Source organism: Paraburkholderia sp. MM5482-R2 (assembly GCF_050436125.1).
GTDB lineage: Bacteria > Pseudomonadota > Gammaproteobacteria > Burkholderiales > Burkholderiaceae > Paraburkholderia > Paraburkholderia tuberum.
Map to the genome: position 1 here is coordinate 491,608 of NZ_JBNDLP010000001.1, position 13,560 is coordinate 505,167.

General features: G+C 62.5%; 8 protein-coding genes and 2 pseudogenes. 5 read left to right on the forward strand and 5 right to left on the reverse strand.

Annotated elements, in window-relative coordinates:
- Positions 1-160 precede the first annotated feature (160 nt).
- Entirely contained in the window at positions 161-523 is a 363-nt protein-coding gene (locus tag OKW37_RS02275; RefSeq protein ID WP_429401008.1) for a hypothetical protein, read from the reverse strand.
- Between the two features lie 1,272 nt (positions 524-1,795).
- Here OKW37_RS02275 and rpoD point away from each other — a divergent pair.
- Entirely contained in the window at positions 1,796-3,691 is a 1,896-nt protein-coding gene (gene rpoD, locus OKW37_RS02280; RefSeq protein WP_429401010.1) for an RNA polymerase sigma factor RpoD, read from the forward strand.
- 160 nt (positions 3,692-3,851) lie between these two features.
- Here rpoD and OKW37_RS02285 read toward each other — a convergent pair whose 3' ends face one another.
- On the reverse strand, positions 3,852-5,237 hold the full coding sequence (locus OKW37_RS02285; protein WP_429401012.1) for a hypothetical protein: 1,386 nt from the start codon (positions 5,235-5,237) through the stop codon (positions 3,852-3,854).
- Between the two features lie 614 nt (positions 5,238-5,851).
- On the opposite strand from OKW37_RS02285, the pseudogene OKW37_RS02290 reads away from it, so the two are divergent.
- From OKW37_RS02290 to OKW37_RS02305, 4 genes and pseudogenes are all read left to right on the forward strand, one after another.
- Positions 5,852-6,106, forward strand: a pseudogene (locus tag OKW37_RS02290) (IS6 family transposase); the annotation flags it as partial.
- A 518-nt stretch (positions 6,107-6,624) separates the two neighbouring features.
- Positions 6,625-7,878, forward strand: a complete 1,254-nt coding sequence (gene ltrA, locus OKW37_RS02295; RefSeq protein ID WP_429401014.1) for a group II intron reverse transcriptase/maturase — start codon at positions 6,625-6,627, stop codon at positions 7,876-7,878.
- A gap of 76 nt (positions 7,879-7,954) precedes the next feature.
- Positions 7,955-8,431: pseudogene (locus OKW37_RS02300) on the forward strand (IS6 family transposase); the annotation flags it as partial.
- A 216-nt stretch (positions 8,432-8,647) separates the two neighbouring features.
- Positions 8,648-9,250: an SCO family protein gene (locus tag OKW37_RS02305; protein WP_429401016.1), complete on the forward strand. Its 603-nt coding sequence runs from the start codon at positions 8,648-8,650 to the stop codon at positions 9,248-9,250.
- Between the two features lie 745 nt (positions 9,251-9,995).
- Here OKW37_RS02305 and OKW37_RS02310 read toward each other — a convergent pair.
- Genes OKW37_RS02310 through OKW37_RS02320 form a run of 3 tightly spaced genes read right to left on the reverse strand, consistent with a single transcriptional unit; the run spans position 9,996 to position 13,499 of the window.
- Positions 9,996-11,576, reverse strand: a complete 1,581-nt coding sequence (locus tag OKW37_RS02310) for an aldehyde dehydrogenase (NADP(+)) (protein WP_429469385.1) — start codon at positions 11,574-11,576, stop codon at positions 9,996-9,998.
- Complete coding sequence (locus OKW37_RS02315) at positions 11,576-12,574, reverse strand: amidohydrolase family protein (protein WP_090812117.1); 999 nt, start codon at positions 12,572-12,574, stop codon at positions 11,576-11,578. Before OKW37_RS02315 ends, OKW37_RS02310 begins: the two co-directional genes overlap by 1 nt.
- Positions 12,552-13,499, reverse strand: coding sequence for a YncE family protein (locus OKW37_RS02320; protein WP_429401018.1), 948 nt, complete (start codon positions 13,497-13,499; stop codon positions 12,552-12,554). Before OKW37_RS02320 ends, OKW37_RS02315 begins: the two co-directional genes overlap by 23 nt.
- Positions 13,500-13,560 lie beyond the last annotated feature (61 nt).

Below are 13,560 nucleotides of genomic sequence, written 5' to 3' on the forward strand. Positions count from 1 at the left end.
CTGCTCAGGACGATGTCACTGAGACGGGCGCTTTTCTAAACGGTATAAAAAACATATCAATGCGGGCGAGAACACGCACGCTCGTTTGTGTGGTAACGACCGTCCGGCAGCGAACTTAGGGCTGGATAAGATTTTTTTGAGGATCGAGGCAGCGAACACGTCAGCGTGGCGAGTTCGTCGCTGCCTTGCCGTCTTCGGGCAGATTGCCAGCAAGGCGCTCATACAAAACGGGCCAATCAACTGCAAGCAGCGGTATGGTCTTGTCCTCGCGGGACAAATAGGCGAAGAAGCGCTGCCAGCCGTCAAGGAAGATGCCTTTGCCAAGACTGAGCAAGCAGGGCGGTCTGGCAACCTGGGGAACTGTCGCGTGTGGAAACTGCGCAGCGACAGTGTCAAGAATTGTCGATCGGAAGCTCTGCAGGTTTTCGCTGTGCATGCCGACCGAGAGGTAGCTCTCTACTGCTTCCACCACACAAGTCGTGCTCAGTTCAACGTAAGCAGCGCGAACATCGCTGATCGTCACCGATGTGAGAACGGCTCATGCCTCTGTGTTGCTGGCTGTTCGCTTTAATACGGAAAGCTTGGCGAAATGAGGCAGCGCTCGAAAGTTGGTCTCCCCGCCTTGCAGCGCGTCTTGGAACGTTGGATAGCACGCCAGCCACGAGGGTGAAACGCAACTGACCGGTCGAGATTCTTCGATTAGTCCGTCGACCGGGACGGTGCGTTTCTGTGGCTGCAGTTCTCTCAGGTTAATTGTTATAAAAATAATATCTATACGGCGTCAGGTTGACAAGGGTTGTCACGCAAGGTGATGGCCACAACTAGGCTAACGGTCACGCCGCGACGAACTTTAGGTGGGGGCGCCACTTTTTTTGGTCCGGGCTGCCCCCGGCGGCATAGTAGTTGTCGCCCGGGCGACCGGACTTCCTGCTTGACGCTATCCACCCGATTGACGTCGAGGCTTGCTGCGTCTCCTGAACAACATTCGGTTCAAAGCCGCGCTTCACGCACAGCGCGAGGATCTCGCTGAAGAGCGCCACGCCGCGCGGATACCGGATTGGGTAGGAGTACCAACTCGATGCGGCCAGCGTAGTGGACCTGGAAATCTGTGAAATCCGTGCTGCACGCGGGTTCCGGGTTGACGACATCAATTTCCTCCACGGCCGCAGAACGGAAGTTGAAAGACAACCTCCCCCAACTTTTGCACGGTCTCGTCGACGTTTGCCGTTGCGACAAGGCGGCAACCCACGTAGGAGCCCAACTTTCGAAAGAACGGCTTCGCGTCGACGCGACGTTCGCCGCGGGCTCGACTTGCGGCAGTACTGCGGGCGAAGGTAGCCGATCGGCGGAACAGGCAATTCGAAGCGGAGAACCGGCAGCCGCGAGGACAATACGCCGCCCCCATAGCGCGACGAGCGCCTGACCAGGCCTGCTTGCGCAGAAAGCATCTCGGGCCGGCAAAGTGCGCTCAGTGGTGCACTGCAGCAACTGGTGCTATAATTTTAGGCAGTGTTTTTCTTGTGCTCCATTTCAACCGGCCCGCTCCTGTCGGCAGGCCGCGTCTCTTGCTCGCTGCGACCCTACAACGGGTGGCCGCCTGCCTCCGTGAACGTGGGCGCCTCGCCAGCCGCCGTGCGCTGGCTGCCGGGTCTCGCTTTCGCCGAGCCAACCTGTCCAAGGAGAATGTATGGCAACTTTTGATCGGGAAGACTCCGGACCGGAAACAGCCGCATCCGCACCGAATTTTTCGGCTCGGCGCGCATCGAAGGCCAGGGCCGCCGCAGCTGTGCTACCGATGGACGCAGTGTCCACGGTGTTGCAGGACGAAGAGCGGCAGCGTCAGATGCGCGCGCTCATCCAGTTAGGAAAAGAGCGCGGCTACCTGACTCACGCCGAAATCAATGATCACCTGCCGGACAACTTCGCGCAGACCGTTGCGATCGAGACCATTGTCAGCACCTTCAATGACATGGGCGTGGCGGTCTACGAGCAGGTGCCCGACACGGAGACGTTGCTCCTGAACGACGCTGCGCCGGCAGCCGTGTCGGACGACCAGGCCGACGAGGAAGCGGAAGTCGCGCTTTCCACCGTCGATTCTGAATTCGGGCGCACGACCGATCCCGTGCGTATGTATATGCGTGAAATGGGCGCGACCGGATTGTTGACTCGCGCGGGCGAGGTTGAGATTGCGAAGCGCATCGAAGATGGTCTTCACGAAATGATCCAGGCAATTGCCGCCTGCCCGGCGACTGTCTCCACGATCCTTTCGCGTGTAGAGCAGATCGGGACCGGTGAACTGCGCATCGACGAACTGGTCGACGGTCTCAATGAAGACATTCCAGCGGCCGGGCTGTCAGTGTCGGACCCGGCTGAGACACCGGATGTTGACGCGGATACCGCCGATGGCGACGACGAGCAGGGAGATGAGGACAGTGAGATCGGGGAGGGGGATTCGGCGAAGGCGAACGAGGCGCGTCTGAAACAGCTCACGAGCGACAGTCTCGCGATATTTGCGCGAGTGCGCGAGTTGTTCGATCAGATCCCGCATGCCGACGCCGCGCAAGGCAAGGGCCACGCAACCTTCGCACGCGTGTGTGAAGCGATCCGACGCGAGATGGCGCCCATCCGCTTCACGGCGCGAACCATCGACCGGCTGTGCGCCGACGTGCAGCAACAGGTCGCACAGGTGCGAGCGGTCGAGCGGCGCATTTTACAGATTGCCGTTGACCGGTGCGGGATGCCGCGCGAGAAGTTCGTTGAGTCGTTTCCGGGGCACGAAACCGATCTCGGGTGGACCGAAAGGATGGCGGCGGGGTCGCGCCAGTACGGCGCCGCGCTCGGACGCAGTCTGCCTGCGATTCAGGCCGAACAGCAGAAGCTGATCGATATCGAAGCGAACGTGGTACTGCCGCTGCAACAGTTGAAGAAGATCAACCGGCAGATGATGGCGGCTGAGTCGAAAATGCGGGAAGCGAAGCGCGCGATGATTGAGGCCAACCTGCGCCTGGTGATCTCCATCGCGAAAAAGTACGTGAACCGCGGCATGCATTTTCTGGATCTGATTCAGGAAGGCAATATCGGCTTGATGAAGGCCGTCGACAAATTCGAATATCGACGCGGCTGGAAGTTTTCGACCTATGCAACGTGGTGGGTGCGGCAAGCCGTCACGCGTTCGCTTGCCGATCAGGCGCGCACGATTCGCGTGCCGGTGCATATGATCGAGTCAATTAACAAGCTCAACCGGATCTCGCGCGAGATCCTGCAGCAGACCGGACGCGAGGCTGATCCTGCGGCGCTTGCGCAGCGCATGGAACTGCCGGAAGAGAAGATTCGCGGCATGTTGAAGGTCGCCAGGCAACCGGTGTCGCTCGAGACGCCCGTGGGGGAGGACGCCGACGCGACGCTTGGCGATATGATCGAAGATCCAATGGCGGCATCGCCCGCGGACGCGGCCGTGCTTGCGAACCTGCGCGCCGCGATCGATGAGGCGCTCGATGCGCTGTCGCCCCGTGAAGCGAAGGTGCTACGGATGCGTTTCGGAATCGATACCACGTCCGACCATACGCTTGAGGAACTCGGCAAACAATTCGACCTGACGCGCGAACGGATCCGGCAGATCGAAAGCAAGGCGATGCGGAAACTGATGCACCCGGCTCGAGCCGGCAAGCTACGGCAATTTCTCGACCATTGAGCCACGGGCCGGGGCCGTCGGCGCGTTGCGCTGTCATTGAGGACGGGATCCGCAGTCGACCGTCGATCAGGAACAGGACGATTCCTGGCGCGCACCGGGGCCGGGTTACCTCGATGCGCTTCATGCGTCATTGCACAATGGGTCGTGGCACGCCACTGACTCATAACAGGACTGCCTGCTGCAAAAGTTCCAGCGCCTTCAGTTCGTCCAGTCGACCTGTGCGTGCCTTACCTGCCAGCGTCTTGATCAAGGCTTCCGCGATCGGTTCGATACCGTGGAGATTATCCAGGCTGGTCACGGAAGCGAAGGAGAGCAGCGCCGGACTGCGCTGCGGTGGTGCAGCGGCCGGGAGCGACTCGGGGGTTGCCGGTGTGGCTGCCGGGAGTTCGCTATCACTTTCTTCTGGCGAGCCACCCGCAGGCTCGTCGGGGGCAGCACTGACATGATCCTGTGGGCTGACGACGATCGTTTCTTTCGCTCCGGCGACATCCGCCGAAACAGGAGAGGAGCTGTCCGGACCGGTCCGGACCGCCGCCCGCACGCGCCCAGCGCGCGCCTTCACTTCTCCGGGGTTCACTGGCACGCCATCCTTCGTCGCGGCCGCGAGCGGCTCATGCTGTTCAACGGATGCACGACCGCGCGAAGCAGGCGTAAGCAAACGCGACACCGACTCCGGAATGTCAGCTTCGGAGCGCGGCGTGTCCAGCCAGCCAGTTGGCAAACCAAGTCGCTCGGTGAAGCGACTGGCTTCGACATCGTCCATGCGTTTCTTGCCATATAGCCGATGGGCCATGTTGGATCCGCTCATCGCCATGACTACACCAAGTTTTGCTTTCGATCCGTTGCGACCCGTGAGAATGTGGAGGTTAGCGCGTCGAATGTTCTCTACCGCGGCCCTGTCGTCTAATGCCAGCGCTTGCTGTTGGGTTGTTCCAGGAGATGTCCTGCGTTTCGAGGGCAATCCTTTTCGCGGCGCATGAGGGGTATGCGGTTCGGCCATCTGGCTTCGACTGTTCCTGACAGCTCTGGGCGACCCGCCAGTTGCTTTCTTCGGCATTTGCGCTTCCTCGGACAAACTATCTTTAAGAAATGATTGCTGGCCGCCGTTCAGGGCGGAAGCCGGCACGGGTGTTTCCGACACTGCTTCCGGTTCGTCGTCTGTTTGAACGAAGTCGAGCGGTGATTTCAGGCGGGCGATGGTTTCGGCCGCGAGCGCAGGATTGGGCTGGTCAAAGAAACCGTGAGGCAACCCAAGCGTGGTTTCCATGTGAAAGGCGGTCTCGGGCGTGAACCTCTCGCCCTTCGTCAGTTCGGCCATTCGCGCCATGTTCGATCCAAGTCCCAGGGCGATATTCTCCGCACCCACCGTATCGATCAGGAACTGGAACGATCGGGTTTTGAATATGGAGGCAGTCTGTGCGGAGTCCCGGGCAGGTGCATTCACGTACGGTTGTCTCTGCCGGTTGGACTGAGATTTCTTCACGTGACGAGGTTGGCGCTGGCCGCTGTCCCGAGATCCCGCATCTCGTCCGCGGGGTTGACTCATAAAGTAGGGCTCCATGCGATCATTGGTGTTCCGACTCTTGAATTATAAACGAGGCCATATTGGCATTTGCTTCGTCAGCTCTGCTGGGCGGAAATGTACGCGTGAGCCGAAACCCCAGCGCGATACCGCGTCAGCGTTCGCATATGCTCCAAGTTCGCTCACGCCGCAAGGATCGCGTCGAACTGTCCCGGAAGAACACCGGCCTCCGCCGGTTTACGACCCCGGCCGAGTGTGCAGGTATCGTTGCAGCGTGTATACCGCACACCTTGCGAGGTCCAGGATGGCCTGGAGACTGTGGAAAACCGAGAAGCGGCAAGACGAGACGCGGTGCTGGCCCAGCGATACACATCGGTCGATAAAGCAACTTCTGGGCATGTACCTGAGCGGCGGTTCAGCACCGTTCGCGCGGTGGGCCGCCCCTGGCATCACACTCATGCCCGACGTCGAGCCAGTCCTCCGAAACGGCGTTCGAGAATATCAGCTTGCCCTCTGGTTCTGGCGCTTTGCCGAGAAGAACGGCACTATCGCGGCACACATGGTCCGTGAGGGTATTGTCAAGTTGGCGCCGGGGTCGACGAATATAATGGGGCATGGAGAAAGCTTCCGTTTCCGTTTTGCTGTCGGCCGAGGCGCCGATTTCGTTCAAGGGCTATCGATTTCCGCCGCACATCATCAGCTACGCGGTGTGGCTGTACTACCGGTTCCCGCTCAGCCTGCGCATGGTTGAGGAGATGCTGGCGGCACGGGGAATCGAGCTTACGTACGAAACGGTGCGGTGCTGGGCGACGAAGTTCGGTCCGGCGGTCGCGAAGCGTATCCGTTCGACAGCGCCGGGTCACGGCGACAAGTGGCACCTGGATGAGGGTGTGTCACGAACACAAGCGAAAGCTTGTGGTGCTGTACTGAAGATGGGAGTTGGCCTCCCGGAGTCGGCTTGCAGGAGCAGGCTCCAAACCGCCCGGTGCTGCTGCGTTCAAAAGGCGTGGTGGTGAGCGACCGCGGAAAAGTCATCCATCAGGGTGGCAGGTACGTGTTGAGAAGATGAGCGAAAGCAAACCGTTCGATGACGCGTCGTTAAGGTGTTAAAGCGCTGTCAAAACTGGAGCCGCTTCGTCGCTCCAGGATCAGTCAGGACGAGACCTGCTTACGGACCTGATGGCAGTCGGCGTAAAGGCGGCATGAGCTCAACACAGGCTTCAGTACGGAACGTGAGAACCTTGTTGCGGATGCAAAGGGAAATGACAAATGGCAGACACCATAAGGAAGAATACCGATGCCGCAACGAGGGGCGGAGCTGCCCGTAGTAGTGCTGAAGCCCTTGTAATGAGGGTGGAGCGAAGGGGTGGCGTTATCCGGTTGACGAAGGTCACCAACCTGCATGGTGGGGATGAGTGACATGACCTCAACGAAACCGTATTGCATTGCGAAGCGCACGGTGTGGGAAGCGTATCAGCTGGTGAGGGCCAACCGGGGTGCTGCAGGCGTGGACGATGAAACGATCGCCATGTTCGAGCAGCACCTGTCGGGCAATCTGTACAAGTTGTGGAACCGGATGTCGTCGGGTTCGTATTTCCCGCCCCCGGTGAAGCAGGTTGAGATACCGAAAGCCAAGGGTGGTACCAGAAAGCTGGGCGTGCCCACCGTGTCAGATCGAGTGGCCCAGACGGTTGTCAAGCTCATGATCGAGCCGATACTTGAGCCGATATTCCATGAAGATTCTTATGGGTACCGGCCTTGGAGATCGGCGAAACAGGCGGTTGCGGTAACGCGTGAGCGCTGCTGGAAATACGACTGGGTCGTTGAGTTTGACATCAAGGCGGCATTCGATCAGATTGATCATGGCCTCCTGCTCAAGGCGGTGCGTAGGCACATCAAGGTGGACTGGATCCTGCTGTATATCGAGCGGTGGCTGACTGCGCCGTTCGAGACTGCGGACGGAGCGAGACTGCCACGGGTGCGCGGTACACCCCAGGGCGGAGTGGTCAGCCCGATGCTGATGAATCTGTTCATGCACTATGCGCTTGACACATGGATGCAGCGACACCTCCCGCAATGTCCCTTTGCGCGTTATGCCGATGATGCGGTGGTCCACTGCCGCAGTGAGGCGCAGGCGCAGGAGGTCATGCATGCCATTGCCTCGCGGCTGGCGGAATGCGGGTTGGAGATGCATCCCGAAAAGTCAGGCATCGTGTATTGCAGGGACCGAAGCCGTACTCAAGCCTACCCGAATGTGACCTTCACATTTCTGGGTTTCCTGTTTCGTCCGCGAAGGGTGATGACCAGGTCTGGGCAGCTCTCAACGAGCTTTCTGCCCGGCGTGAGTCGTGATGCCCTGAAACGGATGAGACAGACAGTGCGGGGGTGGCGGCTACCTCGTCAGACGTTCAGGTCACTGGTCGAACTGGCCGATCAATGCAATCCCACGATACGTGGTTGGTGGAACTATTACGGGGCTTTCTATCGGACGGCCATGCAGGGGCTCGGTCGGTATCTGGACCGCAAGCTCGCACGCTGGGCCCGGTGCAAGTACAAAACACTACGACGGCATAAGCGGCGTAGCGACGAGTGGTTGCACAAGATGAGGAAGGCGTACCCGCGACAGTTTGTGCACTGGCAGTTTCTGGGGGTAAAGGTTGGATAACGGGAGCCGTGTAAATCGCGAGGTTTACGCACGGTTCTGCGAGAGGCTCGGGGTGAAATCCCCCGGGCCTACTTACCTGGTCGTGACGATCCACGGCAGGAAGCATTGGCTGTGGCGGGCTGTCGATCAGCACGGCGCAGTGGTCGATGTGCTGGTGCAGAGCCGCCGCGACAAGGCGGCGGCCAAACGGCTGATGCGCAAGCTGCTCAGGCGCCACGGCTGCCCACGCGTGATCGTCACGGACAAGCTGCGCAGCTACGCGGCGGCGAACAACGAACTGGGCCTGAACGTCGAGCATCGGCAACACAAAGGACTGAACAACCGGGCGGAGAATTCCCACCAGCCCACACGCGTGCGCGAGAAGGTGATGCGCCGCTTCAAGTCGGCGCGCCATCTACAACGATTCACGTCGGTCCATGCTCAGGTATGCAACCTGTTCATGCACTGCCGCTACAACGCGAACGCGCAACAGAAACGGCAGGCCCGCAAGCATGCGTTCAAGGCGTGGGAAACCGTAACGGGCAATCCGATGCTGGATCGCATTGCCGCATAAATTGGTGATCCTTATGTTGAGTGATTTCGCCTGCGCGCCCTTCAACAAGTTGACAATACCGTGACGCGGCCTGTGGCGCAACAGGCCTTGAATGGAGCCTTGTCGTTGAGAGTTGTAAAGCGGATGAGGCACTACGCGGGCAGACGAATGAAAGCTCTCCGCAATAGACTGTACTTCCCGATCCTGATCTTTGCGACGGCAATGCCGCACCAATCCATGCCCCCATTCTTTCATCGCTGTGTGCGTCTCGTTGTCGGCGCAACGCTCTCTGTTTCACTTGCCGCCTGCCACCATGAAGAGCCGTGGAAGCTCACGGACGTTCAGGGGCATTTGCCCGATCTGGATTTCGCGCTGACCTCAGACACCGGCAAGCAGATTAGCCAGGCGAACCTGGCAGGTGATGTCACACTCGTCTACTTCGGCTACACGCATTGCCCCGACGTATGCCCGGAAACGCTGGCCAAGCTCGCTCAGATGACACATCAGCTCGGCGACGCCGCACAACACGTGAAGGTCCTGTTCGTGAGTGTCGACCCGGCGCGGGACACGCCCGCAGTGATGCATGCGTATGTCGATGCGTTCGACGCAAAGCACGACGTCGGCCTGACCGGTTCCGACAGCGCGATCAAGGCGCTCGCGCAACGCTATCGCGTCGCGTACCAGGCTGACAAGCCCCGCGCGAACGGTGGATACGAGGTAACCCATAGCTCGGCGATCTACATATTCGATGCGAAAGGGCATGCACGCCTGATCGGTGCGGACGACGATCCGGTCGACGCATTTGTGCACGATCTGCGTCAATTGGCCAATGAGACCTGACGACAGGCGCCCGCGACGGTGCTGAAGAGGCCGCGAACGAGCCCGCGCACCCACGGTGTATTCAACAGATAGAGTCGGACGTACGTCGGAGATTCCGGCCAGATTCGCCCGGAGGAGCGCTTGTTGTCGCCGGCCGAAGTTCCACGCATACCACCGCGTTCAGCTGGTCAATAACCGGCTACGACCAGAATCCCTATGCACGCTCAACGCAAGGTTTCCTGGCAAACAAGTGTGTGGCGCCAGTAGCATCGATACGATCAGGTCTTCATCCCACTTGATACGGCCAACGTGGGGTGGGGCGCGTTGATCGATCCGAGCCGGCGCTGTCATCGCTTACCTTTACCCTCCTGCGAGCGTAGTTGAGGGCGCCCGTTCCTGTGTCACTCAGGCGGCTACCCAGCCGTGAGCGGACAGTCACGCATGAGGTATGTGCGGCCGTAGATGGCCGGCTGCTGCCTGACGTCGAGCGGCGGCACGCGACCCGGTGCGGACGGTCCCAGCCGTCGCAAGCATACGGCAGGTCTGGAGCGTACAGCGGTCAGTCAGGACGTGAAGCTCGGCGCCGGCACCAACGGAGTGGGCTTCGACGTCGGCATGGGCGGGAGGTTCGACGATGGTCGATTGGCAGGCACTCATCATAGTCGACGACGCGCGGGCGAGGCCGCAGGACAAAATCCCGCGCTCACGCCGCGACGCGCGGATCGCGCGCGCATGCGGCGCGATCCGCGATTCATCGTGTGCCAGGTTAGCCGTGGCCGAGCCGGCCGTCGCGCACCCGCCAGAGATCGAGCGGGTTGTCGTCTTGCAGCGCGGGCGGCAGCAGTTCCGCAGGTAGATCCTGATAGCAAACCGGCCGCAGAAAACGCTCGATCGCCATCGCGCCGACCGATGTCATGCGCGGATCGGACGTCGCCGGGAACGGCCCGCCATGCACCATCGCATGCGACACCTCGACGCCGGTCGGATAGCCGTTCGCGAGAATCCGTCCCGCCTTGCGTTCGAGCGTCGGCAGCAGGCGCCGCGCGAGCGCGACGTCGTCCGCCTCGACGTGCAGCGTCGCCGTGAGCTGCCCTCCGACGTGCTCCGCGAGCGCGATCATTTCGTCGACGTTCCTGCAGATCACGATCAGCGACGTCGGCCCGAAGATCTCGTCCTCGAGTTGCGGGTCCGACACGAACGCTTGCTGCGTCGTCGCGAACAACGCCGGGCACGCGGCGCTTTTCGCGTCCGTGTCGGCGCCGCGCGCGAGCGCACACACGTTCGCGCCCGCCGCACGCTCGGCGATGCCGTTCGCATACGCGGCTGCAATGCCGGCGGTCAGCATCGTCTGCGCGCCCTTCTGCCCGAGCGCCTGCGCAGCCGCATCGACGAACACCTGCGTATCTGGCCCGTCGAGCACGACAACGAGGCCCGGATTCGTGCAGAACTGCCCGACGCCGAGCGTCAGCGAATCGACGAACCCGCGCGCGATCTCCGCGCCGCGCTTCGCGAGCGCGCCCGGCAGCACAAAGAATGGATTGATGCTGCTCATCTCCGCATACACCGGAATCGGCTCACGACGCTTCGCGGCGATGTCCATCAGCGCGAGGCCGCCGCCGCGCGAGCCGGTGAAGCCGACCGCCTTGATCGCCGGATGCGCGACGAGCGCCTCGCCGATCGCGTTGCCCGCGCCGATCACGAGCGAGAACGTGCCTTCCGGCAGCCCGCACGCGCGCACCGCCTGCTGGATCGCGCGCCCGACGAGCTCCGACGTGCCGAGATGCGCGGGATGCGCCTTCACGATGACCGGGCACCCGGCCGCGAACGCGGATGCGGTATCGCCGCCCGCGACCGAGAACGCAAGCGGGAAATTGCTCGCGCCGAACACCGCAACCGGCCCGACCGGAATCTTCTGCAGACGCAGATCGGCACGCGGCAGCGGCTTGCGCTCGGGCTGCGCGGAATCGATCGTCGCGGCGAGCCAGCGCCCGTCTCGTATGTGCGACGCAAAGAGCCGCAATTGCCCGACCGTCCGCCCGCGCTCGCCTTCGAGCCGCGCGACCGGCAGTGCCGATTCCTGATGCGCGCGCTCGATCAGCGCGTCGCCGAGCGCGAGAATGTTCTCGGCGATCGTCTCGAGAAAGCGCGCGCGCGTTTCGAACGGCGCCGCCCGGAACGCATCGAACGCCGCGTGCGCGAGCCTGCACGCGCGATCGACGTCGTCCGCGCTGCTCGCGCCGAACGGCGGCTCGAGCGCCGTGCCGCGCGCCGGGTCGAACGCGAACATCGTCCCTTCCGCGCCGCGTACCGAGGCGCCGCCAATCAACATCTCTCCGGTGATCTGCATCATCGTCCTGTCTGTGTGTCCAGTTTGCGAGGTTCGTCGAGATCGATCCGGTAGATCCGGATCGCGTTGTCATGCCAGATCGCGCGGCGTGCCGCGTCGCTCAGCTGCCGGTCCGCCATCGCGGCCGCGAACGTCTGCACCAGCGCCGGATACGCGATCCGCAATCCGGCGACCGGGAAGTTGCTCGCGAACATGCAGCGTTCGGCGCCGAAGATCGCGACCGCGTCGCCGATGATCCGGCGATTCTCCGCGTCGTTCCATGCGGCGTCGCGCAGCCCGAATTCGGACAGCTTCACCGACACGCGCGGCTGCTCGGCGAGCGCCTCCATCCCGCGCCGCCAGCGCGCGAGGCCTGTGTCCGAACGGTCCCACGGCAGCCCCGCGTGTTCGAGCACGACGTCGACGGCCGGCGCATCGGCGAGCCGCGCGGCCGTTTCGTCGAGATGCCAGAACGGCACGCGCAGATCCCAGCGCAGCTCATGCGCGGCGAGCCGTTCGAGCGCGCGCGGCCAGCGCGGGTCGCTCAGCGTGCCAGGGCCGTCGACCGTGGCGTCCGGCGTCGCCGACGTGCGCGGCTTGAAGCGCACGCCGCGCACGAGCGGATACGCGGCCTGCTCGGCGAGGCGCTCATCGGCATCGTCGGCGAGCAGGTCGACCCACGCGACGACTGCCGACGGAATCGGATGACGCACCACGACGTCATGCAGCCAGCGCGTTTCCGCGAGCGCGTCGTCGCGCAGGCACTCCGCCTCGACGTGCACGCTCGCGACGACCGGCGCGCCGCCGGCCGCGCGCCGGAATTCGTCGACGCCGAAGTCGTTGCGCAGGTCCGCGTAATCGCCGAGGATGAAGTGCTCGGGATCGTACGCGCCCTGCAACCATGGATAGCGGACGTCGCCGTTCAGGCGCCACAAGTGATGGTGCGCGTCGACGATCGCATCGGGCAGCGCGAGCGCCGCGTCGTCCGCGCGCGGATCAGCGACCGCCTGCGAGCACATAGGACGCGTCCGGCTCGCGCAGCGTCGGCATCTCGTTGACGAAGCGCCACGCAGTCAGGTCGAGTTCGCGCACGTGATCGTCCTGGAACGACACGTACGCGGCGGGCCGCGACGGATGGAACGACAGCGCGGTCGGATTCGCCGGCAACGCGATGCGCTCGATTTCCTCGAGCCGCTCCGCGTCGAACACCGAGATCGACTGCTCGCCCGAATTCGTCAGCAGCAGCAGGTCGCGGCCGTCGACCGAACTCGTCCGGTAAATGCGGTTCGGATCGCTGCGCGTCTTCGCGCGGCGGCCGCAGGTCATCGTCGCGGTGTCGATCGGGACGAGCGTGTCGTCGCCGCGGTTTGCGACGAAAAGCGTCTTCTCGTCGCTCGACAGAGCGTTGCCTTCGGGGCGCGGCCCCGGCATCACCGCGCGCGGCGTCACCGTCGCATCGCGCGGATCGAACTGCGTGACCGTGTTCGACAGCAGATGCACGCCGTATGCGCGGCTCGCGTCGCGCGTCAATGTGACGAGGTGCGTCTTCACGCCGCCGGATGGCACCGCCATGTTCGGCACCGTCTGCTCGCGCGGACGATCGAACACGAGCAGCATGTCGCTCGCCTCGCTCATCGCATACAGGCGCCCGTCGGCGTCGCTCGCCATCCCGTGCGGCCGGTAGTACGGCCAAAGGTCGAGCATCCGCGTGAGTTTGCGCTCGTGCAGATCGATCTCGGCGATCCGGTGATCGCCGTCCTGGCCGCGCGTCCACGCGGTTTCGATCCCGAAGATGCCGACGTACGCGAAGCGGCGCTCCGCGTCGACAGTGAACTCGTGTGGGAAGCTCGGCAGCACGATGTGCTTGAGCGCCGCTTTCGTCTCGAGATCGTAGAAGCTGAAGGTATGGGCGCATTTCTGCACCAGCAGCAAAATGTCGTTCATCGTGAATCTCCGTCCTTCGAGGTTTCGCCGCGGCTCGCATATCGTGCCGCGGCGAGTGTGG